Here is a 25,660-nt window from a genome sequence, read left to right as displayed (position 1 = left end):
GTGAAATAAAATTAAGGGGATTTATTTCAAACAAAATGATATTTTTTAAAGGGGTAAAAATATCATAAAAAAACTCTAGCTGCAGCTAGAGTTTTTGATTTTATAAATACGGTATGTAAAATTAATTAAATTTTACAGCTACTTTTTGAGCAATTCCAACAATTACTTCACTTGCTTTTACAATACTTTCAGCAGGAACATATTCATAACGTCCGTGGAAATTATGTCCTCCAGCAAAAATATTAGGACAAGGTAATCCTTTGTATGATAATTGAGAACCATCTGTACCTCCACGAATAGGTTTAATTAACGGAGTAATTCCCATATCTTTCATTACCTCTTCAGCAATATCAACAATATGCATTACAGGAGTAACCTTTTCTTTCATGTTAAAATATTGATCTTTAATTTCAACAGAAACTAATTTTTGTCCACGTTTAGCATTCAACACTTCAGCTAAATCTAACATAGCTTGCTTACGATTGTTGAATTGATTCATGTCGTGATCTCTAATAATGTAGTGTAAAGTTGTTTTTTCAACTTCACCTTGCATGTGATGTAAGTGGAAGAAACCTTCGTAACCTGTAGTTTTTTCTGGTACTTCGTCTTCAGGTAAAGCATTTATAAACTCACTAGCAATAAGCATAGAGTTAATCATTTTACCTTTTGCATATCCAGGGTGTACAATTTTACCTTGAATAGTAACTGTAGCACCAGCAGCATTAAAGTTTTCATACTCTAATTCTCCAATTTGACTTCCGTCCATAGTGTAAGCCCATTCTGCTCCAAATTTTTCAACATCAAACATGTGAGCTCCTTTACCAACTTCTTCATCAGGAGTAAAGCAAATACGGATTTTACCATGCTTAATTTCTGGGTGTTGGATTAAGTACTCCATTGCAGAAACAATCTCAGTAACACCAGCTTTATCATCTGCTCCTAATAAAGTAGTACCGTCAGTAGTAATGATAGTTTGACCTTTATACTGTAATAAATCTTCAAAATAATCAGGAGATAAAACGATGTTCTCTTCTTTGTTTAATAAGATGTCTTTTCCGTCGTAATTCTCATGAATTTGAGGCTTTACATTAGCTCCAGTAAAGTCTGGACTAGTATCAATATGAGCAACAAAACCAATAGTTGGTACTTCATAATCTAAATTACTAGGTAACGTTGCCATTAAATAACAATTCTCATCTAGTTCAACATCTTCCATTCCTATTTCCTTTAATTCTTTTTCAAGAACTTTGGCTAAATCCCATTGTTTTTCAGTACTAGGAAATGCTGGATTATTAGGATCACTTTCAGTATCAATAGTTACATACTTTATAAATCGGTCGATTATATGTTGTTTGTTCATCGTAGTATTTTTAAAGCATCAAAAATAGCTATTTCAAATGTATTTAGAGAAGCGAAATAAGATGAATTTATGTTAATATTCATTTTTAAAATAAGCAATCAATAAATCGACAACGTAGCTATACGATTGTATTCCTTTTGATTGATTGTTTGCTTTTAAATAAGAATTGTATCCTTTCTTTAAATAAGGTTCTATTGGATTTTTAAATTGCTGCCAATGTACATAACTAGCTTTGTAATCTTTATAAACCCCTTTATTTACTGTTTTAGCCAGTTCTTTCCCTAATTCTTCATCTCTTTTATATACTTGACGAATACAGTAGTTATAAGCCATACGGTAACCGGAGTATTTAAAGTAGAGATCATCGTTAGTTATCGATGCTAAAAACCCTACGAAATTAGCATCATTTTCTGCTGCCCAACCAATTTGATGAGCTATTTCATGACAGGTTGTAGCTGGATAGCTTGTTTTAGGAATCATATCATTTACCTGAGCTTCACCTGTTAGGGGATTAAGGTACCCTGAAGTTCCATTGTATGATTGAAATAAACTAACCAAAGAATTTTTTATTGATGAACTTTGATAGTTTAGTTGTGGATAAGTAGTAGATAGTAATCTAAAACCATTAGGAGCTAACTCATATATTTCTTTTTGAGAATAAGGAACTATTACTTTAACAGAATCGTTATTGGTAATTTGTAAGTGAATAGCGTTTAATTCTTTTATTATATGTTCTGTTGTAGAAATTAATTCTTCGGTAGTGTAGTTAGATTGTTGTAGCCCTAAGTTTTTTGCTAAAGGCTCTCTAAAATAATTTAATCCCCAAAAGGCATAAAAACAAAAATATATTATTGATAAAGTAATGATAAAATTTAGTAATTTAGAAAGCGAATTTTTAAATCGGTTTTTTATCAAACTGTATAAAGCCTTAATAAAAAAAACAATTAAAAATAAACCTAATGCGTCACCAAAAGAAAAAGGAATCCATCCCAAAATAGCACGAAAAAAAACAGAAAGGTAAGGGTAAATACCATTACTATAATATTGCTCAATCCACAGCGGTTTTTGACTTAAAAATTGTACCAAAACAATTTGAATTGGAAGTGTCAACACTATATAAAGATGTTTTTTTTGAAGCTTCATAAGCCCAAAAATAAAAAAGTTGATACGTTATCAACAAGTTAATAACAGTTTTGTTTACAAAACTTGTGTAAAAAGAAATTTAAAGAACTCACCTACAAATATCATCTTAAAAATATACATTTGCTGTTATGGAAAGAACCCAATCTCTCAAAGGAACAAAAATTGATAAAGCTAGAATAATTAGCTTAGAAAAAGGAAAATTACCACCACAAGCCTTAGAATTAGAAGAAGCCGTTTTAGGAGCTATGATGATTGATAAAAAGGGAATTGATGAAGTAATTGATATCTTACATCCTGAGGCTTTCTATGATAAAAGACACCAAGAAATTTATGATGCAATCTATGCATTATTTCAAAATTCAGAACCAATCGATTTACTTTCAGTTTCTAATCAATTAAAAAAGAACGGAAAGTTAGATATAGCAGGAGGAGATTTTTACCTAATTGGACTAACACAAAAAGTAGCCTCTTCTGCACACATTGAGTTTCACTCGAGAATTATTCTTGAAAAATATATTCAACGAAGATTAATAAGTATTTCTTCAGAAATTATTGAAAATGCTTATGATGAAACCATGGATGTTTTTGATTTGTTAGATGATGCCGAAGGAAAATTATTCGAGGTTACTCAAGGTAACCTTAAAAAAGGAGCCGAAAGAGCCGATTCATTAGTGCAACAATCCATTAATAAAATCCAAGAGATTTCTACCAAAGAAGGAATGAGTGGTTTGGCTACAGGTTTTACCAAATTAGACGCACTTACTTCTGGTTGGCAGCCTACCGATTTAATTATTATTGCAGCACGTCCAGGTATGGGTAAAACGGCATTTGTAATTTCGATGGCGAAAAATATGGCGATTGATTTCGGACATCCTGTAGCATTATTCTCTCTAGAGATGTCATCAGTACAGCTAATTACACGTATGATTTCTTCGGAAACAGGATTAACTTCTGAAAAGCTACGTAAAGGAAACCTTGAACCACACGAATGGGAGCAACTAAACGTGAAGGTTAAAAACCTTGCAGAAGCACCTATTTTTATTGATGATACTCCAGCTTTATCTATTTTCGATTTACGTGCAAAAGCACGTCGTTTGGTGTCACAGCACGGAGTTAAAATCTTAATTATTGATTACTTACAGTTAATGACAGCAGGAGGAGCAGGAGGTAACCGTGAACAAGAAATTTCGACGATTTCGCGTAACTTAAAAGCATTAGGTAAAGAATTAAATGTACCAGTAATTGCACTTTCTCAGTTATCTCGTGCGGTTGAAACCCGTGGAGGAAGTAAACGTCCGTTACTATCCGATCTTCGTGAATCGGGAGCGATTGAGCAGGATGCCGATATTGTATCGTTTATTTATCGTCCTGAATACTATGGAATGACAGAATGGGATGATGATGATCACTCACCATGTGAAGGACAGGGAGAGTTTATTGTAGCAAAGCACCGTAACGGTGGATTGGATAACATTCGTTTGAAATTTACAGGACACTTAGCAAAATTTTCAGATTTAGAAGAAGGATTTAGCAGTGAGTTCCAGTCGAGTATGAACTCAGGATTTAATGATGAAGTAGCCTCAAATAACTTTGCTTCGCCAGAAGATGCTTTCGGACCAAGCGATGACGATGTTCCGTTTTAATCTTTAAATAAACCTTAAAATATACCTGAATACACAATTGCTAAAAAGTAATTGTGTATTTTAGTTTTTGATATGATAGAAAAAATAAGAATTCTTTTTGGAAAAGATGGATTTAGAAAAAATGATTTACTTTTAAATATAGGATTGAAAGGACTTGTAAATGATAAGGTTTTAAACACAGTTAGATTAAAAAAAGGAGAAGAAATTGTAGTTGTAGTTCCAGAAAACTTTAATGGATTTAAAGTGAAAAAATGGAATTTTGAAGAAGGAAATATTGTTGATTATAGCGATATAATATGCGAGGTGGAAAATGAGAAGTATGTAGCTGAATTTGAAAGTTTTTACTTAGGTGAGATTTCTTTTAAAAATAAAACAGAAAAACCTTTAAAACCCGAAGAGGTATTATTCAAAATAAAAGGTATTTAATGAAAAAAACACTATACATAATCTATTTCGTATTGTTTTCTAACACTATATGGGCTTCCTTTATTTATTTGCCAATGAGTAACGAAAACCAGAAAAATCATTTAAAAGCGTATGGAATTGTGTATTATGCTCTTCAAAATGAGTTAAAGGCAAAATGGTTGTTAAATTATGATGGCGGGGCTTTTTTAATAGAAAATAACGAATCGATAGAAAAAGAATGCAAAATACGAGGTGTATCTTATCAAATCATTTCAGATGCTAAGTCAGCGTTGATTTTAGAAGAAATTTCATCACCATCTAAAAATCAAGAAGCGGTAACTTTAGAAAAAGCCCCAAAAATAGCTGTTTATTCTCCTAAAGATAAAATGCCTTGGGATGATGCAGTGACTATGGTGTTAACCTATGCTGAAATTCCGTTTGATGTAGTATATGATGAAGAAGTATTGAATGATAAATTGTTATTGTACGAATGGCTACACTTACATCATGAAGACTTTACAGGACAGTATGGACGATTTTATGGTGCTTTTAGAACCGCACCTTGGTATATTCAACAAAAAAAAGATGCAGAAGCTCTAGCAAAGAAACTAGGCTTTGGCAAAGTGTCAGAAGAAAAAGGTGCTGTAGCTAAAAAAATACGTGATTACGTAGTTGGTGGTGGATTCATGTTTGCAATGTGTTCAGCAACCGATAGCTTTGACATTGCTTTAGCAGCAGATGGAGTAGATATTTGTGAAGCCATGTTTGATGGTGATGCTTCCGAGCCTAATTATCAATCTAAAATAGATTTTAATAAAACTTTTGCTTTTAAAAATTTTGAGCTGATTCGTAATCCAACCACTTATGAATTTTCTACAATCGATATGACTCGAAAAAGGAGAATTAATAAAGAGGTAGATTATTTTACGTTGAAGGAATTTTCTGCTAAATGGGATCAAGTTCCAACGATGTTAACACAAAATCACACAATGCTAGTAAAAGGTTTTATGGGACAAACCACTTCATTTGATCCGAATACTATAAAATCGACTATTGTTGTTTTGGGAGAAAACAAAACCAACAAAGAAGGTAGATACATTCATGGAACTAAAGGAAAAGGAATGTTTACTTTTTACGGAGGTCACGATCCTGAAGATTATCAGCATAGAGTAGGAGATCCAAAAACAGAATTAGATTTACATCCAACTTCACCAGGATACCGTTTAATTTTAAACAATGTACTGTTTCCTGCTGCAAAGAAGAAAAAGCAAAAAACGTAATAAAAGTAATTGCTCATTTTTACATAATCAGTTACATTTGTGGGCATAAAACAAAACAATAATGCCAACAACACAACAATTACAAGATTTTACACAACAAGTTCGTAGAGATATTGTACGAATGGTACATGCTGTAAATTCAGGTCACCCAGGAGGTTCTTTAGGATGTGCTGAATTTTTCACTTGTTTGTATCAAGAAATTATGGATTATTCTACTGATTTTACCATGGACGGTAAAAATGAAGATTTATTTTTCTTGTCAAACGGACATATTTCACCAGTATATTATAGTGTACTAGCTCATAGCGGATTTTTCCCTGTAGCTGAGTTGGCAACTTTTAGAAAGTTAGATTCTCGTTTACAAGGTCACCCAACTACGCATGAAGACTTACCAGGTATTCGTATTGCCTCAGGATCTTTAGGACAAGGAATGAGTGTTGCTATCGGTGCTGCTGAAGCAAAAAAGTTAAACGGAGACGATAAAATTGTATATTCATTACATGGTGATGGAGAGTTACAAGAAGGTCAAATTTGGGAAGCTGCTATGTATGCTTCGGCTAAAAAAGTTGATAATTTAATTTCTACAGTTGATTTAAACGAGAAACAAATTGACGGTTCTACTGATGAAGTATTACCTATGGGAAGTTTAAAAGCTAAGTTTGAAGCTTTTGGATGGGATGTAGTAGAGATTAAAGAAGGAAATAATGTTGAAGATATTTTAAAAGGAATGGCTGAAGCAAAATCTCGCACAGGAAAAGGAAGGCCAGTTTGTGTTTTATTGCATACAGAAATGGGTAATGGTGTAGACTATATGATGCATACTCACGCGTGGCACGGTAAAGCACCAAATGATGAACAATTAGAATTAGCTTTAGCGCAAAACCCAGAAACGTTAGGAGATTATTAAATTACACATAATTTATAGATTATAAACGCCATTACGAACCCCGTAATGGCGTTTTATTTTATGAAATTCTTTACAAATAAACGTAAGTAATACCGTAAATTTACGTCATTAACTATATTCTAAATCTAAAAATAATCAAACAGTAAACATGAAAATAGGAATTGTATGTTATCCAACCTTTGGTGGAAGTGGAGTTGTAGCAACTGAATTAGGAATGGCATTAGCAGATAAGGGACACGAAGTACATTTTATAACTTACAATCAACCTGTTCGATTAGATTTTTTTTCACACCGTTTACACTTTCATGAAGTTGTTTTAGAAGAATATCCACTATTTCAATACCAACCTTATGAATTGGCTTTATCAAGTAAAATGGTAGAAGTAGTAGCAAAGTATGAGTTAGAAGTTTTGCATGTGCATTATGCTATTCCACATGCTTATGCGGCTTACATGGCAAAGAAAATGTTAGAAGATAAAGGTATTGATGTAAAGGTGGTAACGACATTACACGGAACAGACATTACTTTGGTAGGAAGTCATCCAACGTATAAAACTGCGGTTGAGTTTAGTATCAATAAGTCTGACGAAGTTACAGCAGTTTCTAACAGTTTAAAAGAAGATACGTTACGCTTATTTAATATTGAAAAAGATATTAAAGTAGTTTATAATTTTATAGATGGTGAAAAGTATGATAAAGCGCATGAAGGTGAATGTAAAAGAGAAGCATTGGCTAAACCACATGAACGAATTTTAACACATATCAGTAATTTTCGTCCTGTAAAACGTACTGATGATGTAATTCGAATTTTTAATAAGGTTCAAAAAGAAATTCCTTCTAAATTATTAATGGTAGGTGACGGGCCTGAACGTTTAAAAGCAGAAAACTTAGCTAAAGAGCTGCAGATAGAAGATAAGATATTATTTATGGGAAACAGTACAGAAGTAGCTAAGATTTTATGTTATACAGATGTATTTTTATTGCCTTCAGAAACCGAGAGTTTTGGGTTAGCAGCTTTAGAAGCTATGGCAGCAAGTACTCCAGTAGTTTCAACTAATACAGGAGGTTTACCAGAAGTAAACATTAATGGGGTAACTGGTTTTTTAAGCGAGTTAGGCGATGTAAATGATATGGCTAATAATGCCATTTTTCTTTTAAAAGATGAAGTTGTTTTGAATCAATTTAAAGAAAATGCCAAAGAACATATTAAATTATTTTCATTAGATAATATTCTGCCAGCCTATGAAAGGCTTTATAAAAAGTGTTATGTAAGTTAAAAAATAAAAAAAAAAGATGATTAAAGAAAAATACCAATGCGCTCTTGAAAAATTAAAACATTTAGATCCGAATGTACCTGTAAACCTAGTGCTTAGTGGAGGTGCAGAAAAGGGAGTGGCTCATATTGCTTTATTAGAAAAGCTAGAAGAACTGAATATTAAAATTAACGCAATTTCGGCTTGTAGTTCAGGTTCATTAGTTGGTTCTATGTATGCTTCTGGTATGAGACCACAAGAAATTTTAAAATTCTTTAAAACAACCGAAATATTTCAGTTTTCATGGATTACAATTGCGAAACCTGGAATTTTCAACTCTTCTAACTATGCTAGACTCATTGAAGATAAAATTAAACCTACATTTGAAGAATTAAACATTCCTTTAACGGTATCAACAACGAATTTAAATAAAGGAACTACACAGTATTTTTATGAAGGAGATTTGTTAAAACCTGTATTAGCATCATGTGCTATTCCTGGTTTATTTAATCCTATTAGGATAGAAGATATGCTATATTCGGATGGAGGAATTATAGATAATTTTCCAACAACACCTTTTAAAGATTCCGAATATCCAATAATTGGAAGTTATGTTGTGTATCCTTCTGAAAAAACAAATGAAGAATTAAATACAACTCTAAAAGTTTTAGCGCATACCTCTAAACTTTTGATGTTATCTTCTGAAGAACACAAATTTTTCAATACTTATGCTACAGTTTGTTTTCCATTAGGTGAATTTAGTGGTTTTAGTCCTAAAGAAGTAGATGCTATTTACGATACAGCTAAAAAGTATATAGAAGAAAAACTAAAATAAAACAAACAAAAAGAGCAACTTTAAGTTGCTCTTTTTTATGCGTTATAAAATGCTAAACTCTTTTTAATTAATTCTTCGGAAGCTTTGCAGTTTATTTTGAAGTCTTCATAATCTTTTAGAAGTACAAAATTAATTTCGCCAGCTACATTCTTTTTGTCGTGTTTCATTAACTCAAGAATAGCTTTGAAATCGTTTTTTTCAATAGCTGTTTTACCATAAATATTAATAATAGCTTCTTTTATTTCTGATACTTTTTCCTCTGGAAAACCTAAAATTTCAGATGATAAATAAGCTTCACATACCATTCCGATAGCAATGGCCTCTCCATGAGTTAGAGCTTCTTTTTCAGGATTCTCTAAAAAATACGATTCTACACCGTGTCCAATGGTATGTCCCCAATTCAATACTTTACGAACATCTTGTTCTTTCGGATCTTCTAAAACAACTTCATTCTTTATTTCAATTGAACGGTGGATTAAATCCACAATATTTACCTGATCGTTGTCCTTGATTTCATTAAACAATCGAATGTCATGAGTCATTCCATACTTAATAATTTCAGCAGTACCAGAACGAATTTCACGAGTAGAAACTGTATGTAAGTATTCAGCATCAATCACAATCATTTCAGGGTTTGCAAAAACACCAATTTGGTTTTTTAATACTCCCAAATCAACTCCAGTTTTCCCTCCGACAGAAGCATCTACCATACATAATAATGTAGTAGGAATATTAACAAAATCAATTCCACGCTTAAACGTTGAAGCAACAAAACCACCTAAATCGGTGATAACACCACCTCCTAAAGTAATAAGTAAGCTTTTCCTATCAGCACCTAATTCTGTCATAACATTCCAAACCCCCATGCAAGTTTCAATGTTTTTGTGAATTTCGCCAGCATCAATTTGAATGACTTCAATAGGTTTGTCCGTAGCAAATAATTGCATAAATCGAGGATAACAGTGTTCTAAGGTATTATCGTCAACTAGAATAAATATTGATGAGTAATTTTTTTTAGAAACTAAAGAGGTTAATTCGTTATAAGCTTTTTCATCAAAATGAATAGGGTATGTCGCTGCGTTAATTGTAGTCATTGTTATTAAAAATATACAGCGAAATTAAATAGAAAAAATTAAAATATATCACTCTACTCATTTATATTTGTCTTTAAATATAAGACATTAATATTACCTCGATAATGAGACTTTTTGACAACACAGAAACTGCTTTTAAATTAAAATCTGATTCAGAGCTAGAGCGTGCCTATTTTTTATTTAAAATGATTCAAAGCCAACCAATGGTACGTATTGGTACTGCGGTAACTAACTTTGCTTTGAAAGCTCATTTACCAGTTGAGGGTTTAATCCGCTCAACAGTTTTCGACCATTTTTGTGGAGGAGTTACAGAAGATGATTGTTTACCTAACATCGAAAAGATGTATGAAAAAGGAAACGTTCATAGTATTTTAGATTATTCTGTTGAAGGAAAAGAAGACGAAGCTCAGTTTGATGATGCTTTAAAAATGACCTTAAAAACAATCAATTTTGCTGAAGAAAAAGCAGCAATACCGTATGCTGTTTTTAAACCTACAGGTTTTGGTCGTTTTGCTTTATATCAAAAATTGACAGAAGGAAAAGAGTTGACTTCTGAAGAAAAAATAGAGTGGAATAGAGTAGTAGAACGTTTTCATACGGTATGTAAGGCAGCAGTAGCTAAAGATGTACCTTTATTGATAGATGCAGAGGAAAGTTGGATGCAAGGTGCTGCGGATGATTTGATTGAAGAATTGATGGAAATTTACAACAAAGAAAAAGCTATCGTTTTTAATACGTTACAAATGTACCGTCACGATCGTATGGATTATTTGAGAGACTTACACCAAAGAGCTCATCAAAAAGGATATCATATTGGTATGAAAGTAGTTCGTGGTGCATATATGGAGAAAGAGCGTGAGAGAGCTAATGAGAAAGGATATGAATCTCCAATTTGTGTAGATAAGCAAGCTACAGATGATAATTATAACGAAGCTGTTCGTTATATGATGGATCATAAAAATATGGCGATTTTTGCTGGGACTCATAACGAAGAAAGTTCATACTTATTAATGGAATTAGCTAAAGAACACAACATTGCTGCCGACGATAAGCGTATGTGGTTCGGTCAATTATATGGAATGAGTGATCATATTAGTTTTAACTTGGCAAAAGAAGGTTATAACGTAGCTAAATATGTTCCTTTTGGACCTGTTCGTGATGTAATGCCATATTTAATTCGTAGAGCAGAAGAAAATACTTCAGTAGCAGGACAAACTTCAAGAGAGTTAAATTTACTGAAAACTGAAAAAGCCCGTCGTAAGCTGTAATGAATACAGTTGATGAAATAAAAGAGGCTATCTATAAAAATAAGAAAAGATTGGCTAAAGAGCTTAGAGAAAGCAAAGAGCTAGTCTTTCTTATTAGAAAATCATTGACTACATCGTTAACCGATGAAGAAAAGGCAAAAGTAAAGGAACAAACACTTGATATTTGCAAAGCAATTCCTGCTTTTACTGTGTTTATGCTTCCTGGTGGAGCATTACTTTTGCCTTTACTTATCAAATTAATACCCGACATACTTCCCAGTGCTTTTAGAGCAGATGATGAAGAGTTAGAAGATACAAAACTAGAGTAGCATAGCCCTAAATAACTAAAAGTCGAGTGTTTATTTCTTTTTAACTCTAGAAATAAAGCAATTAATTAAAACTACCAAAACCCTTTAAAAGAAAGGAAAAAGTATGTGGAATTGTTATAAAAAAGTACTTTTTATAAAGCTTTAAATTGAATATTACGAATTCATAAATAAAATTTCGTAATTCATAAACAATAAAACACTACTTTTGCAGCTTCAAAATAAGCACGAATGCAATCAATAAGAAACATTGCTATTATAGCACACGTTGACCACGGAAAGACTACCTTGGTTGATAAAATTATAGATCAAGCTAAAATTTTAGACGAACGTAAAGAGCGTACAGATTTATTGCTAGATAACAACGACCTAGAGCGTGAAAGAGGAATTACTATTCTTTCTAAAAACGTATCAGTAAATTACAAAGATGTTAAAATCAATGTAATAGATACTCCTGGTCACGCCGACTTTGGTGGAGAAGTAGAACGTGTATTAAAAATGGCTGACGGTGTTTTATTATTGGTTGATGCTTTTGAAGGCCCAATGCCTCAAACACGTTTCGTATTAGGAAAAGCAATCGAATTAGGATTGACTCCTATCGTTGTAGTAAACAAAGTTGATAAAGAAAACTGTACTCCTGATTTAGTACACGAAAAAGTATTCGACTTAATGTTTGCTTTAGAAGCAACAGAAGAACAGTTAGACTTTACTACTATTTACGGTTCAGCTAAAAATGGATGGATGAGTACTGATTGGCAAGAGCCAAAAGAAGATATTATCGATTTATTAGATGCTGTTATCGAGACAATTCCTGAAGCACCTTATCGCGAAGGATCACCACAAATGCAAATTACATCATTAGATTATTCTTCATTTAAAGGAAGAATAGCTATTGGACGTGTATATCGTGGAGATTTAGAAAAGAATAAAGATTACATGCTTTGTAAAGCAGATGGAACTACTAAAAAAGTCCGTATTAAAGAATTACACGTTTTTGAAGGAATGGGTAAAGCTGAAGCAGATAAAGTTCGTAGTGGAGATATTTGTGCAGTAACAGGTTTAGATGATTTTGAAATTGGTGATACCATTGCAGATGTAGATAACCCAGAAGCATTACCAAGAATTGAAGTAGATCAACCTACTATGAGTATGTTATTTACTATTAACAACTCTCCATTCTTTGGTAAAGAAGGTAAGTTTGTAACTTCTCGTCACTTACGTGATCGTTTATTTAAAGAGATGGAGAAAAACTTAGCGTTACGTGTTGATGAAACGGATACTGAAGATAAATTCAACGTTTTCGGACGTGGAGTATTACACTTATCAGTATTGATAGAAACAATGCGTCGTGAAGGGTATGAGTTACAAGTAGGTCGTCCTCAAGTAATTTTAAAAGATATTGACGGAGTTAAGAGTGAACCATACGAAACATTATCTATTGATGTTCCTGAAGATGTTGCTTCTAAAGCGATTAACTTAGTTTCTTTACGTAAAGGAGACTTATTAGTAATGGAGCCAAAAGGTGATTTACAACACTTAGAGTTTACAATTCCATCAAGAGGATTAATTGGTTTACGTAATAAAATATTGACAGCAACAGCTGGTCAAGCAATTATAAACCACAGATTTAGTGAATACGGACCATATAAAGGAGAATTTGCTGAAGAGTTAAAAGGTGCTATTGTTTCTTCTGAAACTGGAAAAGCAACCGCTTATGCAATTGACCGTTTACAAGATAGAGGGCGTTTCTTTATTGATCCTAACCAAGAAATTTACAAAGGTCAGGTTGTTGGAGAAAACGCAAAAGCAGATGATATGGCTGTAAACCTAATTAAAGGAAAAAAATTAACTAACGTACGTTCTTCAGGTAACGATGATAGTGTTAAAATTGCTCCAAAAATCGATTTTTCTTTAGAAGAATGTATGGAGTATATTAGAGCTGATGAGTACTTAGAAGTTACTCCAGAGAGTTTACGTATGCGTAAAATTGATTTCGTAAAATAATTTGTCCAAATAATTATAATAACAAGTCCCTACTTACATAGGGATTTGTTTATTTAAAAATGTTATGAAAAGAATAGTTTTAATTTTTGTTTACTTAATAGCAGTAAATAGTTTTTCTCAAGATAAAAAGATTAATGTAGAATTATCATATCCAATTGCTATAGGAGACAATTTTTTTGCTAAAGGAAATTACAAAGGATATGTAGATTTAGGAATGGGATATAACTTCTTGAAAAAAGGTGATTTTGATTTAGGAATAGAAGTTAGAGGTTCGTATTATAAAAAGAAATATACAGGTGCTTTATTAACACCGACATCATTTGAATCACCAATTATCAATACTATTTTTGCTGAACCCAAAATAAGAGTTACTTATACAATCCCTAGTTTAAAAAAGCTGAAATTTAGTACTGGATTAGGTTATAGTTTTGCATGGTATAATGTGAGTACAGGTGATGTGAATATTAAAGATTATACGATAGAGGATGATGGTTTTAGTATTAATTTAAATGCTTCATATTTTTTAACAGATAATATATATTCACTAATAAACTATGGATTTATTAAAACTCAAGGAAGCCTATTGCCAGAGATAAATAAAACATCTTTTAACACTAATATCTCTACTTTTAAGTTTGGTTTAGGATATAGTTTTTAAAAAATATTTGGATATTTCAAAAATTATTTAAAATATTTGTAACAACAAAAACAAAGAAATGAATTTTATTCAATTACATCATCATCATTTTCATACTTGCACTCAGGCGAGCTGAAAATGTATTGAATAAAATCAAGATATATTTTAAACCCGTTTGAGTAAATCAAACGGGTTTTTTATTTCCAAGGCGCCAGGAAACAATCTTCTCAAAACGATTTACTCAAACCTATTCAAAACCAGAAATGAGTAAATTAAAAATAGCCATACAAAAATCAGGAAGACTTAATCAAGACTCCCTACAAATTTTAAAAGATTGTGGAGTTTCTATTGATAACGGTAAAGATCAATTAAAAGCTTCAGCAAGTAACTTCTCATTAGAGATATTCTATTTAAGAAATGGAGATATTCCACAGTATTTAAAAGATGGAGTAGTTGACATAGCTATTATCGGAGAAAACTTGTTAATAGAAAAAGGAGAAGGAATTCAATTCATAGAAAAACTAGGTTTTTCAAAATGTAAAGTGTCCTTAGCAATTCCTAAAAATGAGGAATATACAGGAATAAGCTACTTTCAGAATAAAAAAATAGCAACTTCATATCCAAACACAGTTTTAAAATTTCTAGAAAAGAAGAACATAAAATCACAATTACATATCATTAACGGTTCTGTAGAAATAGCTCCAAATATAGGTTTAGCAGACGGAATATGTGATATTGTATCTAGTGGTTCAACTTTATTTAAAAACAACTTAAAAGAAGTAGAAGTTCTATTAAAATCGGAAGCTGTATTGGCAGTTTCACCTAAGATTCAAGAAAAACAACAAGCAATACTTAACAAATTACAATTTAGGCTTCAATCAGTATTAAAAGCAAGACAATCAAGATATGTTTTGCTAAATGCTCCTAATGATAAATTAGAAACGATTATCAAAATTTTACCAGGAATGCGCAGTCCAACTGTATTACCATTAGCACAAGAAGGTTGGAGCTCTGTACATTCTGTATTAAATAAAAATCAGTTTTGGGAAATTATAGATGAGTTAAAAAACAATGGAGCAGAAGGAATTTTGGTGTGTCCAATAGAAAAAATGGTTGTTTAATCGCAGGGAGATAGACAAGGATTTAATTCCTCGTACTTATACGAACTACAGTCGAGGTATGACAGTTAAAAACAATAAAAATAAACAGATGAAAATTATAAAAAATCCAATAGCACAAACTTGGAGTTCACTTTGCAAAAGAGCTACGATAAATGAAAACAGCTTGCAAGAAACTGTGAAAACCATACTTAATGATGTAAAACTAAATAAAGATAAAGCCTTAAAAAAGTATACTCAATTATTTGATGGAGTCTCTCTAAACTCTTTAAAAGTATCTGAAAAAGAGCTGGAAGAGGCAGAAAAACTAGTTTCAGACGAGTTAAAATCTGCTATACAATTAGCAAAATCTAATATTGAAAAATTTCACACTTCTCAAAAAGAAGAAACTAAAAAGGTAACAACAACAAAAGGAGTTACTTGTTGGAGGAAGAACGTTGCTATCGAAAAAGTAGGTTTATATATTCCAGGAGGGTCAGCCCCTTTATTTTCTTCAATTCTAATGTTGGGAGTTCCAGCAAAAATAGCAGGTTGTAAAGAAATAGTATTATGCACACCAACGAATAAGGAAGGTAAAGTGAATGCAGCTATTTTATATACTGCATCTTTAGTAGGAGTAACTAAAATTTTTAAAGTAGGTGGTGCACAGGCAATTGGAGCCATGGCATACGGAACAGAAACAATTCCTCAAGTATATAAAATTTTAGGTCCTGGAAATCAATTTGTAACCAAAGCTAAAGAATTAGTACAGCAACAAGGTGTTGCAATTGATATGCCAGCGGGTCCTAGTGAAGTATTGGTTATAGCAGATGAAACTAGTAATCCTGTTTTTGTTGCGGCAGATTTATTATCGCAAGCAGAACACGGAGCTGATAGTCAGGCAATTTTAGTGACAACTTCAGAAAAAATTGCGCAAAATGTGGTTACAGAAATTAATAAACAAATAGAAGAGTTACCTAGAAAGGTTTTAGCTAAAAAAGCAATAGAAAACAGTTTTGCTGTGGTTTTAAATTCATCTGATGAATGTATCCAATTTAGTAATGAGTATGCTCCAGAGCATTTAATTATTGCTTCTGAGAAAGCTTCTGAATATATTGATGGAATTATGAATGCAGGTTCAGTATTTTTAGGAAATTACAGTTGTGAAAGCGCTGGAGATTATGCTAGTGGAACCAATCACACATTGCCTACAAACGGTTATGCAAAAAACTACAGTGGTGTTTCGTTAGATAGTTTTGTAAAGAAAATAACCTTTCAAGAAGTAACTAAAGAAGGTATAGATAACCTAGGTGAAGCTATAGAATTGATGGCAGAAGCTGAAGGTTTACAAGCACATAAAAATGCCATTACTGTAAGATTACAAGAATTAAATAGCTAGGTGTCATTTAGAACGTATGTGAGAAATCTTAAACAAGTAAATAATGAAAAAACTAGACTTAAAAAATATAGTACGTCGAAACATTCAGCAATTAAAAGCCTATTCTTCTGCTAGAGATGAATTCAAAGGAGTTGCTGAAGTGTATTTAGACGCCAATGAGAATCCATTTGGTACCTTGAATCGCTACCCAGACCCACAACAAATAACAATTAAAAAACGATTGTCTGAAATTAAAGATGCAAATGAGAATCAAATCTTTATAGGAAATGGAAGTGATGAAGTAATCGATTTAGCATTTAGAATATTTTGTAATCCAGGGAAAGACAAAGCACTAACTTTTACACCCTCTTATGGAATGTATAATGTTTCCGCAGCCATTAATGATATTGAATTGATTGAATTAGCCCTAAATAAAGATTTTCAGATAAATACAGATGTTTTAGAACGTTATTTAGAAGATGAAAATTTAAAATTAATATTCATTTGCTCACCAAATAACCCAACAGGAAATTGTTTTGAAGATGAAACTATACAATACATTCTTAAGGAGTTTAAAGGAATTGTAATTATTGACGAAGCTTATATAGATTTCAGTACTAAAGAATCATATATCACTCAGTTAAGCTATTATCCAAATCTAATTATTAGCCAAACCTTCAGTAAAGCATGGGGATTAGCAGGTGTTAGAGTTGGAGTAGCGTATGCTAATTCGGATATTATAGACCTCTATAATAAGGTAAAACCTCCTTATAATATTAGTGCTTTAAATCAAGAAGCTGTGCTTAATAAGCTAGATAATTTAGCTCAGTTTGAAATAGAAAAAAACATCATTATCAATCAAAAAGAAAAACTAGAAAAACAATTACAAGAAATTGAGCTAGTAAAAAAGGTATATCCTTCTGAAGCGAATTTCCTTTTAATTGAAGTTTCAAATGCAAATGAAGTCTATAATCAACTTGTAAACCAAAAAATTATCACAAGAAATAGAAGTAACTTAGTAAACAATTGTTTGCGAATTACAGTAGGTAATGAAATAGAGAATAAAAGATTGTTAAGAGCTATGCAATTTATAGATGTTGCTTCGAGCAATGTTGAGAGTTCTTTTAAAAATTAAAAAATGAAAAAAGTATTATTTATAGATAGAGACGGAACCCTAATCAAAGAACCAGCAGATGAACAAACAGATTCATTTGAGAAATTACAATTTTACCCGAAAGTTTTTCAAGGATTGAGTAAAATAGCCAAAGAATTAGACTTTGAATTAGTGTTAGTAACCAATCAAGATGGACTAGGAACAGAAGTGTATCCAGAAAACACGTTTTGGCCTGTACACAATTTTGTTATGAAAACACTTAAAGATGAGGGAATTGTATTTTCAGAAGAAATTATTGATAGAACTTTTGCTAAAGACAATCAACCGACAAGAAAACCCAATACGGGGTTACTTACAAAATACTTTTCTAAAGAGTATGATTTGAAAAATTCCTTTGTTATTGGAGATCGTTTAACTGATGTAGAACTCGCTAAAAATCTAGGAAGCAAAGCTATCTATATCAATGATGAAACGAATTTAGGAACTGATGAAATTACTGTAAAAAGAGAGGAACTAGATAATTTTATAGCTCTTGAAAGTAATGATTGGAATGCTATTTATGAGTTTTTAAAGTTGGAAGAACGTTCTGCTTCTATTGAGAGAAACACCAATGAAACTCAAATAAAAATAGAAGTAAATTTAGATGGAACAGGAAAAAGTACGATTGATACAGGTATTGCTTTTTTCGATCATATGTTAGATCAAATAGCACGTCATGGTCAAATGGACCTGAATATACAAGTAAAAGGTGATTTAGAGGTAGATGAACACCACACTATTGAAGATACTGCGATAGCATTAGGAGAAGTATTTTACAAAGCATTGGGAAATAAACTAGGGATTGAACGTTACGGGTTCTGTTTACCAATGGATGATTGCTTAGCTCAAGTAGCCATTGATTTTGGCGGAAGAAACTGGTTGGTATGGGAAGTAGATTTTAAACGAGAAATGATAGGTAAAATGCCTACGGAAATGTTTTATCACTTCTTTAAATCGTTTACAGATGGTGCTAAATGTAATTTGAATATCAAAGCAGAAGGAACAAATGAACACCATAAAATAGAAGCTATTTTCAAAGCTTTTGCAAAAGCTATAAAAGTAGCGGTAAAAAGAGATGTAGAAAAGATGATTTTACCATCAACAAAAGGAGTTCTGTAATCAATTACGAATTAAAAATTATGAATTACTCAATAGTATGAGAAAATAATTTGTAATTAAAAATTCATCATTCATAATTAAAATATGATAGCTATTATAAAATATAATGCAGGAAATATACGATCGGTACAAAATGCTCTAACTCGCTTGGGGTACGAAAGCATTATCACAGATAATCCAGAAGAAATACAATTGGCAGATAAAGTCATATTTCCAGGGGTTGGAGAAGCTAGTTCAGCAATGCAATACTTAAAAGAAAGAAAACTTGATGAATTAATTGTTTCCCTAAAACAGCCGGTATTAGGAATTTGTCTAGGACTACAACTAATGTGTACATATTCAGAAGAAGGAGATACCAAATGTTTGGGCATTTTTGATGCGAGTACGAAACAATTTCCTCCAAAAGAAAAAGTTCCACACATGGGATGGAATAATTTTTCTGAATTAAAATCATCTGAACTGTTTGCAAACATAACTCTTGAAGACGATGTATACTATGTTCACGGATATTATGCTGAAGTGTCTAGAAACACACTGGCAACCTGTGATTATATTCTTCCATTCAGTACAGTTATGCAGAAAGATAATTTTTATGCGATGCAATTTCATCCTGAGAAATCTGCAGCTGTAGGGGAGCAACTGTTAAAGAACTTCTTAGAACTATAAGTAAATTAAAGATTGAAAAAATGAGAATTATACCCGCAATAGATATTATAGAAGGAAAATGTGTTCGGTTAACTAAAGGAGACTATGCAACACAAAAAATATACAATGAAAATCCGCTAGAAGTAGCAAAAGAGTTTGAAGCTAACGGAATACAATACTTGCATTTAGTTGATTTGGATGGTGCAAAATCAAATCGTATTATAAATCATAAAGTATTAGAACAAATAGCAACAAAAACCAATTTGAAAATCGATTTTGGTGGCGGTTTAAAATCAAAAGATGATGCACGCATTGCTTTTGAAAATGGGGCTAATCAAATAACTGGAGGGAGTATTGCTGTTAAGAACCCAGAGGTATTTATAGACTGGATTACTCAATATGGAAGTAATAAAATTATCCTTGGAGCTGATTGTAAAGATAGAAAGATAGCTACTCACGGTTGGTTAGAAACGACAGAGATTGATGTTATTGATTTTATTAAACAATATGAAAAAAAATCAGTAATAAACTGTATTTGTACTGATGTAGCTAAAGATGGGATGTTACAAGGTGCCTCTGTAGATTTATATTTAGATATTTTGAGTAGAACTTCTATCAACTTAATAGCAAGTGGAGGAGTAGCCAATATGAATGATTTACATCGATTAAAAGAAATTGGCTGTGAAGGAACCATTGTAGGTAAAGCTATTTACGAAGGAAACATAAGTTTAAAAGAATTACAAGAGTTTATAAGCTAAGACATGTTAAAGAAAAGAATTATTCCATGTTTGGATATAAAAAACGGACGAACTGTAAAGGGAGTTAATTTTATTGATATTAAGGATGCTGGAGATCCTGTAGAATTAGCAAAACAGTATGTAAAACAAGGAGCAGATGAATTAGTGTTTTTAGATATTACAGCTACACTAGAAAATAGAAAAACCTTGGTTGAATTGGTAAAAACAATTGCGCAAGAGATTAATATTCCATTTACTGTTGGTGGAGGAATCAGCACTGTAGAAGATGCTATAGCCTTAATACAAGCCGGAGCAGATAAAGTAAGTATCAATTCTTCCGCAGTTAAAAATCCGCAATTAATTACTGATTTAAAAAATCGATTCGGAAGTCAGTTTGTTGTGGTTGCCATTGATACTAAAAATGTAAACGGAGAATGGAAAGTATTCACTAAAGGAGGCACTTTTGAAACTGAATTAGAAACTGTGAGTTGGGCTAAAGAGGTTGAAAAGTTAGGTGCTGGTGAAATTCTATTAACTTCTATGAATAGTGATGGTACCAAAAACGGATTTGACATTGAAGTTACCAATGCAGTGAGTAAAACGGTAAATATTCCTGTAATAGCTTCTGGAGGAGCAGGAAAGGTTGAACATTTTACAGAAGTTTTTACAAAAACAGAAGCTAGTGCAGGATTGGCTGCTAGTATTTTTCACTTTGGTGAAATACCAGTACCAATACTAAAAAACGAATTAAAAAAGCAAAACATAGCTATACGATGAATATAGATTTTTCAAAAGGAAATGGATTGGTTCCAGTAGTAATACAAAATAATACCACCTTACAAGTACTGATGTTAGGGTATATGAACGAAGAAGCATTGTCTAAAACAAAGAGTGAAGGGAAAGTTACTTTTTATAGTAGAAGTAAAAACAGACTTTGGACAAAAGGTGAAGAATCAGGGAATTTTTTATGGGTCAAAGATATTCAGGTAGATTGTGATAATGATACTTTGTTGATTAAAGCCACTCCCGAAGGACCTACTTGCCATAAAGGAACAACTTCATGTTTTGCAGAAGAAACCTCTAAAGGTTTTGTTTACTCGCTAGAAAGTATTATTTCTGATAGAATAGACAATAATATAGAAACATCATATACTAATAAACTCTTCAGAAGAGGAATTAATAAAGTAGCTCAAAAAGTAGGAGAGGAGGCTGTAGAAGTAGTTATTGAAGCGAAAGATAATAATGATGAATTATTTAAAAACGAAGCTGCCGATTTACTATATCACTATTTAATTTTATTAAAAGCCAAAGGTTTTACCTTAGTTGACATAGAAAATGTATTGAAAAGGCGCAATTAAAGTTGTAAATGATATTGGGCTTTTTATAAAGGACTCATCAGATGAAAAAATTTACTGTTGCATTTGCTTAAAAAAGAATTTAATGACTTCAAAATTTACATCTGATGTTGTCCAATGTCCAATATTTTCATAAGCTTTAAACATTGGGTTTATATTATTTTTATGATAGATTCTTTGGCATTCAAGATATCTTTCATAAACATTCCTTCCCATATTGTCGTTAATTATTTGTCGTTCAGCGTTACTGTATGCATCATCAAATTGTACTGCATCATTTTCATCTAACTTACCCATATAAATAAATTGAGGGATGGCTTTATAAGTTTCCAAATCAAATTCATGATTAAATAGTTCTTCAAAATCATTTATTCCGATTGGGTAATCTAATTCTATGTCGTTGATTTCTTTTTGAGGTAATAAAAGCTTACCATTAAATCCACCTATAGTTAATGCTTTTATTTTATCAGGATGTATAAATGAAAATCTATTTGTAAATGTTGCAGATGCAGAAAAACCATTCATAAAAAATTTAGGAGACACCTTAATCCTTAAAGTATTCAATCTAGATTTAGCATCATTTATCATTTCTAATAGTTGCAAATCTAAACGTTTAAGTTCTGGTGTTTCTTCTAGCATTACATCTCTATCTAAAGCATGTGTATAGGTCAATTCCTTTGATGTAGATCTAGGAAATATAGGAACAAGTAAGGGTATTTTTAACATTGTAGAAATGTTGTTTCCTACAGAACTTACTGATGCTAAACTTATGGCGTATTTTTTATGAACTTCTATGCTATCAGATGTTCTTCCTGTATTGTTAGGTTCTACAAGAAGGAATATCTCTTTATTTTGTGGAGTTCCTTTTGGAATAAAGAGAATATAATCACTATAAAAACCCTTTTTAGGATTTTTTTCTACGATAATTAAACTATCCTTTTCAGTAGTTTGGGCTGTAGAAATTAAGTGTAAAACAGTAAAAAATAAGGTAAATATTGAGCGCATAAATATATTTTACAAATTATAATTAGCTAAGAATTACAAACTCTTCCTATTTTTCCATTGAAATTTTTCTTTATTAGCATCATTCCATTTAGCTACTTTTTCAAGCATAATATCGATTTTAGTTTTATCGAGCCATTTTCCATCAACAAATACACCAGATATTGTACGTGTGTTATTAATATTTTCTAGTGGATTTTTATCTAGTAAAATTAAATCAGCAAACTTCCCTGTTTCAACAGTCCCTATCTTATCACCAATTTCTAACCATTCAGCAGGTAACCTAGTTGCAGAAGCTAAGGCTTCTTTAGTTGTTAATCCAGCTTCTACTAATAGTTCCAATTCATCATGAAGAGAAAATCCCCAAACAATTCCAGAAATACCAGCATCTGTTCCTGAAAGCATAGGTACACCTGCTTCTTTAAAAGCTTTTACAATCTGTTTATGAAAATCTTTTTGTTTGTTAAAGAATTCAATTAATTTAGGAGAAGATCCAGAAAAACGATTGGAGTTTAACCATTTACTCTGCATTAATGGGTGTACATACTTTAAACTTGGTAGGCTTTGAATACTTTCTGGTGATTTAGCCTGATTTAAAATCCAAACCATGTTAGATAAATTCGGAATTAACCAAGTATCATTTTCTTTAGCTAAACGAGCAAACTCTTGTGCTTTTTCATAACTAAAATCATTCGTTTGTTTAGATAATTCTTCGGCATGTGCTATGAGTCCGAAATGAGGTACAAATAAATCTTCAGCAGGTTTATTTTCAAAGGCTGTAGGAATGTGTCCAACAACTTTCATATTTTGTTTTTCAGCTTCATCAATAACAGCTTTAAAGGTTTCTTCGTTTAACCATGTATAAACCTTTATGAATCTATAACCTAAACCCTTAGCATTTCTAACCGATTGTCTTCCTTCTATAGGAGTCGTAGCTTTTATTTCATTGCCTTCTCCATCAATTACAGCAGCTATTGCCATACGAGGTCCAATAACACTTTTTTCCATTATTTTATCTCTTTGTGAAAAGTGTCCAAGCCTTCCACTTAACTCAAATATTGTAGTAACTCCGTTTGCTATGTATGGAGTCATTAAGTTTTGAGTGTCAAAGTTTACTGTAGAACCTCTAGTTGCATATCCTTGAGAAAAACTACCATTGCTCAGCGTATGTACGTGCATATCAATTAGTCCAGGAATAAGCCATTTATCTTTTCCATCAATAATTGTTGCTTTAGAAGGGACAGAATCATTTATAGACTCTATTTTGTTATTGTGAATTACCACTGTAGCATTTTCAATAACATTATTATTTTCTGTCATTGGTATTACATTGACATTTTTTATAACGTAGGTATTGTTTTCTTTTTCAATTTTAGTTTTGTTGTTTTTTGTACAGTTAAGTAATAAAAATGATACTGTTAGGAGTAATAATAAATTACTAATTTTTAGATATTTCATGCAGTTTAGTTTTCTTGTAGACGTCTTAGAATAAAAAATGTTACAAGAAACCAATATTTAAAAAAATGACTGAATTTTTAAATACTAAATTCAGCCACTGATTTACTTATATGTTTATTATGTTATTTATTTTTTAATTCTGCAATTTTGTTTTTCATTTGCTCATTATAATTCCATTCATTGTCTTCATTGAGTAGAATTGCTTTTTTATAGTTTTTAATTGCCTTAAGACTATCATTTTTCATTTCATAAGCTTCAGCTAAACTCGCTTTTGACACCCACCAATTAGTATTAACTTCGGCGTTAAACTTAAATACATCAATAGCATTTTCAATGTTATTTTTACTATAAACATAAGAATTACCTATACTGTTAATATTCCATTTTAAGTTATCAAAGTCTGAATTTGGATTTTCTTCTTTTAACTTTTTGAATGATTGAATAGCTTCGTTAAGTTGATGACGAATAACAAAACTCATAACATCTTCCTCTTTTGTTAACTTTTTTACTTTAAGTTCAGGGATTGAAATTCTAGCTATATCATTAATAATAATGTCGTAAGCAGGTATTTTATAACCGTTAGACAATAAAATAATCGTTGTTTTATTATCTATGAATTTCCTAAATGCAGCTAAATTTCCTCCCGAAAATCCATAAGAATCCATTCCGTTTACTTGAATACTATTCCAACCATGTAAAAAATGGTCTTTTTTATTCGTGAAACTGAAAGGTTCCCACATTTCTGTTTTCACCTTATCACTTAACAAGATATCGTCGTCCAATTTTTTGTTCCATTCAATAAACTTTTTAAGAGTAATATTTAGTCCGTTTCCTGAATGTCCTCTTACACCACTATTATTTGTGTCTTTTTCAAATTCTTTTGTCTTTTTATTATAAAAATATCTTGTAGCACGATTTGGAATAGTTTCTTGTGAGTTAGAAGAAAATAAAACTCCATTTGTAGAATTATCAAACTGATTTTTAAGAATATAATCATCAAAAGACATTTTTGTAACTTTCTCTATAATTTGAGCGAGTAACCAATAGTTTGTTTGATTGTATTGAAACTGATTTCCAATAGCAAAATTCATTCTGTCATTAAATAGTTTTTCCATTAATTCCTCGTCAGTTAATGTACTTTTATATCTTATAATATCAGGTAAACCAGAAGAATGACTTAGTAAATTTTCAATTTTTATCTCTTGCCATTGTTGTGGTAAATCATTTATGTATTTTGAAATTTTATCTTCTAAACTTAGCTGTTTGTCTTGTATAAGCTGAAATATTCCTGTTGAAGTTATAAGCTTTGTCGCTGAAAAAACTCTGAATAATGTATTTTCATCAACCGGTTTGTTATTTTCTAAAGATGATTCGCCAAAATAATTTTTATAAACTATTTCATCATCTTTAATTACTGCTAAAGCTAATCCAGGAATATTATGTAGCTCCATGGCTTTTGTTAAATAAGAGTCAATTTCATTTTTAATGGTAGCAGTATTGTTTTCTTTCTTTTGGTTAGAGCAAGAAAAACTAAAAAACAATAGTAAAAGGGAAGAAAGTGTGATTAATTTTTTCATAGTATT

The 25,660-nt window shown here is 31.5% G+C and carries 24 protein-coding genes; 18 read left to right on the top strand and 6 right to left on the bottom strand.

The features are described 5' to 3' along the window. Positions 1 to 121: 121 nt before the first annotated feature. Together pepT and N534_RS0108280 are read right to left on the bottom strand one after the other, a co-directional pair. Positions 122 to 1,360, bottom strand: coding sequence for a peptidase T (gene pepT, locus N534_RS0108285; protein WP_028892044.1), 1,239 nt, complete (start codon positions 1,358 to 1,360; stop codon positions 122 to 124). Between the two features lie 72 nt (positions 1,361 to 1,432). Continuing rightward, on the bottom strand, positions 1,433 to 2,503 hold the full coding sequence (locus N534_RS0108280; protein WP_028892043.1) for a DUF3810 domain-containing protein: 1,071 nt from the start codon (positions 2,501 to 2,503) through the stop codon (positions 1,433 to 1,435). A gap of 128 nt (positions 2,504 to 2,631) precedes the next feature. On the opposite strand from N534_RS0108280, the gene dnaB reads away from it, so the two are divergent. From dnaB to N534_RS14595, 6 genes are all read left to right on the top strand, one after another. Further along, positions 2,632 to 4,146: a replicative DNA helicase gene (gene dnaB / locus N534_RS0108275; protein WP_028892042.1), complete on the top strand. Its 1,515-nt coding sequence runs from the start codon at positions 2,632 to 2,634 to the stop codon at positions 4,144 to 4,146. A gap of 72 nt (positions 4,147 to 4,218) precedes the next feature. Further along, on the top strand, positions 4,219 to 4,572 hold the full coding sequence (locus N534_RS0108270) for a hypothetical protein (RefSeq protein ID WP_028892041.1): 354 nt from the start codon (positions 4,219 to 4,221) through the stop codon (positions 4,570 to 4,572). A 74-nt stretch (positions 4,573 to 4,646) separates the two neighbouring features. Continuing rightward, entirely contained in the window at positions 4,647 to 5,831 is a 1,185-nt protein-coding gene (locus N534_RS0108265; protein WP_028892040.1) for a hypothetical protein, read from the top strand. A gap of 61 nt (positions 5,832 to 5,892) precedes the next feature. Then, positions 5,893 to 6,738 carry a transketolase gene (locus tag N534_RS0108260; RefSeq protein ID WP_028892039.1) on the top strand — a complete coding sequence of 282 codons (846 nt, stop codon included), beginning with the start codon at positions 5,893 to 5,895 and terminating at the stop codon, positions 6,736 to 6,738. 148 nt (positions 6,739 to 6,886) lie between these two features. Next, on the top strand, positions 6,887 to 8,014 hold the full coding sequence (bshA, locus tag N534_RS0108255; RefSeq protein ID WP_028892038.1) for an N-acetyl-alpha-D-glucosaminyl L-malate synthase BshA: 1,128 nt from the start codon (positions 6,887 to 6,889) through the stop codon (positions 8,012 to 8,014). Between the two features lie 16 nt (positions 8,015 to 8,030). Then, complete coding sequence (locus N534_RS14595; protein WP_051435876.1) at positions 8,031 to 8,825, top strand: patatin-like phospholipase family protein; 795 nt, start codon at positions 8,031 to 8,033, stop codon at positions 8,823 to 8,825. 35 nt (positions 8,826 to 8,860) lie between these two features. Here the strand turns inward: N534_RS14595 and aroB are convergent, their stop codons facing one another. Continuing rightward, positions 8,861 to 9,919, bottom strand: coding sequence for a 3-dehydroquinate synthase (gene aroB, locus N534_RS0108245; RefSeq protein ID WP_028892037.1), 1,059 nt, complete (start codon positions 9,917 to 9,919; stop codon positions 8,861 to 8,863). Positions 9,920 to 10,023: 104 nt separating this feature from the next. Between aroB and N534_RS0108240 the strand changes: the two genes are divergently transcribed. The 12 genes from N534_RS0108240 to hisIE all read left to right on the top strand — a co-directional run bounded on the left by N534_RS0108240 (position 10,024) and on the right by hisIE (position 21,620). Further along, positions 10,024 to 11,187 (top strand): proline dehydrogenase family protein, encoded by a 1,164-nt coding sequence (locus tag N534_RS0108240; protein ID WP_038005781.1) that lies wholly within the window; start codon positions 10,024 to 10,026, stop codon positions 11,185 to 11,187. After that, complete coding sequence (locus tag N534_RS0108235) at positions 11,187 to 11,495, top strand: LETM1 domain-containing protein (protein ID WP_028892035.1); 309 nt, start codon at positions 11,187 to 11,189, stop codon at positions 11,493 to 11,495. The genes N534_RS0108240 and N534_RS0108235 overlap by 1 nt, the downstream gene beginning before the upstream one ends. A gap of 228 nt (positions 11,496 to 11,723) precedes the next feature. Further along, on the top strand, positions 11,724 to 13,496 hold the full coding sequence (gene typA, locus N534_RS0108230; protein ID WP_028892034.1) for a translational GTPase TypA: 1,773 nt from the start codon (positions 11,724 to 11,726) through the stop codon (positions 13,494 to 13,496). A 64-nt stretch (positions 13,497 to 13,560) separates the two neighbouring features. Beyond that, positions 13,561 to 14,154, top strand: a complete 594-nt coding sequence (locus N534_RS0108225; protein WP_028892033.1) for an outer membrane protein — start codon at positions 13,561 to 13,563, stop codon at positions 14,152 to 14,154. A 242-nt stretch (positions 14,155 to 14,396) separates the two neighbouring features. Beyond that, complete coding sequence (gene hisG, locus N534_RS0108220; protein ID WP_028892032.1) at positions 14,397 to 15,254, top strand: ATP phosphoribosyltransferase; 858 nt, start codon at positions 14,397 to 14,399, stop codon at positions 15,252 to 15,254. An 88-nt stretch (positions 15,255 to 15,342) separates the two neighbouring features. Further along, complete coding sequence (gene hisD, locus N534_RS0108215) at positions 15,343 to 16,629, top strand: histidinol dehydrogenase (protein ID WP_028892031.1); 1,287 nt, start codon at positions 15,343 to 15,345, stop codon at positions 16,627 to 16,629. A gap of 43 nt (positions 16,630 to 16,672) precedes the next feature. Beyond that, positions 16,673 to 17,743, top strand: a complete 1,071-nt coding sequence (gene hisC, locus N534_RS14590) for a histidinol-phosphate transaminase (protein ID WP_051435875.1) — start codon at positions 16,673 to 16,675, stop codon at positions 17,741 to 17,743. A 3-nt stretch (positions 17,744 to 17,746) separates the two neighbouring features. Beyond that, the gene (gene hisB, locus N534_RS0108205; protein ID WP_028892030.1) at positions 17,747 to 18,880 is read left to right on the top strand and encodes a bifunctional histidinol-phosphatase/imidazoleglycerol-phosphate dehydratase HisB; all 1,134 of its coding nucleotides are present in this window, start codon (positions 17,747 to 17,749) and stop codon (positions 18,878 to 18,880) included. A gap of 84 nt (positions 18,881 to 18,964) precedes the next feature. Continuing rightward, the gene (hisH, locus tag N534_RS0108200) at positions 18,965 to 19,546 is read left to right on the top strand and encodes an imidazole glycerol phosphate synthase subunit HisH (RefSeq protein ID WP_028892029.1); all 582 of its coding nucleotides are present in this window, start codon (positions 18,965 to 18,967) and stop codon (positions 19,544 to 19,546) included. Positions 19,547 to 19,566: 20 nt separating this feature from the next. Further along, positions 19,567 to 20,283, top strand: a complete 717-nt coding sequence (hisA, locus tag N534_RS0108195; RefSeq protein WP_028892028.1) for a 1-(5-phosphoribosyl)-5-[(5-phosphoribosylamino)methylideneamino]imidazole-4-carboxamide isomerase — start codon at positions 19,567 to 19,569, stop codon at positions 20,281 to 20,283. Between the two features lie 3 nt (positions 20,284 to 20,286). Beyond that, positions 20,287 to 21,039, top strand: a complete 753-nt coding sequence (gene hisF, locus N534_RS0108190) for an imidazole glycerol phosphate synthase subunit HisF (protein WP_028892027.1) — start codon at positions 20,287 to 20,289, stop codon at positions 21,037 to 21,039. Then, positions 21,036 to 21,620, top strand: a complete 585-nt coding sequence (gene hisIE, locus N534_RS0108185; protein ID WP_028892026.1) for a bifunctional phosphoribosyl-AMP cyclohydrolase/phosphoribosyl-ATP diphosphatase HisIE — start codon at positions 21,036 to 21,038, stop codon at positions 21,618 to 21,620. The genes hisF and hisIE overlap by 4 nt, the downstream gene beginning before the upstream one ends. Before the next feature lie 51 nt (positions 21,621 to 21,671). On the opposite strand, the gene N534_RS0108180 is transcribed toward hisIE, so the two are convergent. From N534_RS0108180 to N534_RS0108170, 3 genes are all read right to left on the bottom strand, one after another. Further along, positions 21,672 to 22,622: a hypothetical protein gene (locus tag N534_RS0108180; protein ID WP_028892025.1), complete on the bottom strand. Its 951-nt coding sequence runs from the start codon at positions 22,620 to 22,622 to the stop codon at positions 21,672 to 21,674. Between the two features lie 33 nt (positions 22,623 to 22,655). Continuing rightward, a complete protein-coding gene (locus tag N534_RS0108175) occupies positions 22,656 to 24,077 on the bottom strand; it encodes an amidohydrolase family protein (protein WP_028892024.1) in 1,422 nt (473 codons plus the stop codon). Positions 24,078 to 24,199: 122 nt separating this feature from the next. Further along, the gene (locus tag N534_RS0108170; RefSeq protein ID WP_028892023.1) at positions 24,200 to 25,654 is read right to left on the bottom strand and encodes a serine hydrolase domain-containing protein; all 1,455 of its coding nucleotides are present in this window, start codon (positions 25,652 to 25,654) and stop codon (positions 24,200 to 24,202) included. Positions 25,655 to 25,660 lie beyond the last annotated feature (6 nt).

The organism is Tenacibaculum sp. 47A_GOM-205m, assembly GCF_000518405.1.
Taxonomy (GTDB): domain Bacteria; phylum Bacteroidota; class Bacteroidia; order Flavobacteriales; family Flavobacteriaceae; genus Polaribacter; species Polaribacter lutimaris.
The sequence above is the reverse complement of the archived record's forward strand: the minus strand, read 5'-3'. Positions and strand labels throughout refer to the sequence as shown.

What these genes read in the sequence shown, in the direction of transcription:
- pepT (WP_028892044.1), bottom strand. Translation starts at nt 1,360, where the DNA reads ATGAACAAACAACATATAATCGACCGATTTATAAAGTATGTAACTATT.
- N534_RS0108280 (WP_028892043.1), bottom strand. Translation starts at nt 2,503, where the DNA reads ATGAAGCTTCAAAAAAAACATCTTTATATAGTGTTGACACTTCCAATT.
- dnaB (WP_028892042.1), top strand. Translation starts at nt 2,632, where the DNA reads ATGGAAAGAACCCAATCTCTCAAAGGAACAAAAATTGATAAAGCTAGA.
- N534_RS0108270 (WP_028892041.1), top strand. Translation starts at nt 4,219, where the DNA reads ATGATAGAAAAAATAAGAATTCTTTTTGGAAAAGATGGATTTAGAAAA.
- N534_RS0108265 (WP_028892040.1), top strand. Translation starts at nt 4,647, where the DNA reads ATGAGTAACGAAAACCAGAAAAATCATTTAAAAGCGTATGGAATTGTG.
- N534_RS0108260 (WP_028892039.1), top strand. Translation starts at nt 5,893, where the DNA reads ATGCCAACAACACAACAATTACAAGATTTTACACAACAAGTTCGTAGA.
- bshA (WP_028892038.1), top strand. Translation starts at nt 6,887, where the DNA reads ATGAAAATAGGAATTGTATGTTATCCAACCTTTGGTGGAAGTGGAGTT.
- N534_RS14595 (WP_051435876.1), top strand. Translation starts at nt 8,031, where the DNA reads ATGATTAAAGAAAAATACCAATGCGCTCTTGAAAAATTAAAACATTTA.
- aroB (WP_028892037.1), bottom strand. Translation starts at nt 9,919, where the DNA reads ATGACTACAATTAACGCAGCGACATACCCTATTCATTTTGATGAAAAA.
- N534_RS0108240 (WP_038005781.1), top strand. Translation starts at nt 10,024, where the DNA reads ATGAGACTTTTTGACAACACAGAAACTGCTTTTAAATTAAAATCTGAT.
- N534_RS0108235 (WP_028892035.1), top strand. Translation starts at nt 11,187, where the DNA reads ATGAATACAGTTGATGAAATAAAAGAGGCTATCTATAAAAATAAGAAA.
- typA (WP_028892034.1), top strand. Translation starts at nt 11,724, where the DNA reads ATGCAATCAATAAGAAACATTGCTATTATAGCACACGTTGACCACGGA.
- N534_RS0108225 (WP_028892033.1), top strand. Translation starts at nt 13,561, where the DNA reads ATGAAAAGAATAGTTTTAATTTTTGTTTACTTAATAGCAGTAAATAGT.
- hisG (WP_028892032.1), top strand. Translation starts at nt 14,397, where the DNA reads ATGAGTAAATTAAAAATAGCCATACAAAAATCAGGAAGACTTAATCAA.
- hisD (WP_028892031.1), top strand. Translation starts at nt 15,343, where the DNA reads ATGAAAATTATAAAAAATCCAATAGCACAAACTTGGAGTTCACTTTGC.
- hisC (WP_051435875.1), top strand. Translation starts at nt 16,673, where the DNA reads ATGAAAAAACTAGACTTAAAAAATATAGTACGTCGAAACATTCAGCAA.
- hisB (WP_028892030.1), top strand. Translation starts at nt 17,747, where the DNA reads ATGAAAAAAGTATTATTTATAGATAGAGACGGAACCCTAATCAAAGAA.
- hisH (WP_028892029.1), top strand. Translation starts at nt 18,965, where the DNA reads ATGATAGCTATTATAAAATATAATGCAGGAAATATACGATCGGTACAA.
- hisA (WP_028892028.1), top strand. Translation starts at nt 19,567, where the DNA reads ATGAGAATTATACCCGCAATAGATATTATAGAAGGAAAATGTGTTCGG.
- hisF (WP_028892027.1), top strand. Translation starts at nt 20,287, where the DNA reads ATGTTAAAGAAAAGAATTATTCCATGTTTGGATATAAAAAACGGACGA.
- hisIE (WP_028892026.1), top strand. Translation starts at nt 21,036, where the DNA reads ATGAATATAGATTTTTCAAAAGGAAATGGATTGGTTCCAGTAGTAATA.
- N534_RS0108180 (WP_028892025.1), bottom strand. Translation starts at nt 22,622, where the DNA reads ATGCGCTCAATATTTACCTTATTTTTTACTGTTTTACACTTAATTTCT.
- N534_RS0108175 (WP_028892024.1), bottom strand. Translation starts at nt 24,077, where the DNA reads ATGAAATATCTAAAAATTAGTAATTTATTATTACTCCTAACAGTATCA.
- N534_RS0108170 (WP_028892023.1), bottom strand. Translation starts at nt 25,654, where the DNA reads ATGAAAAAATTAATCACACTTTCTTCCCTTTTACTATTGTTTTTTAGT.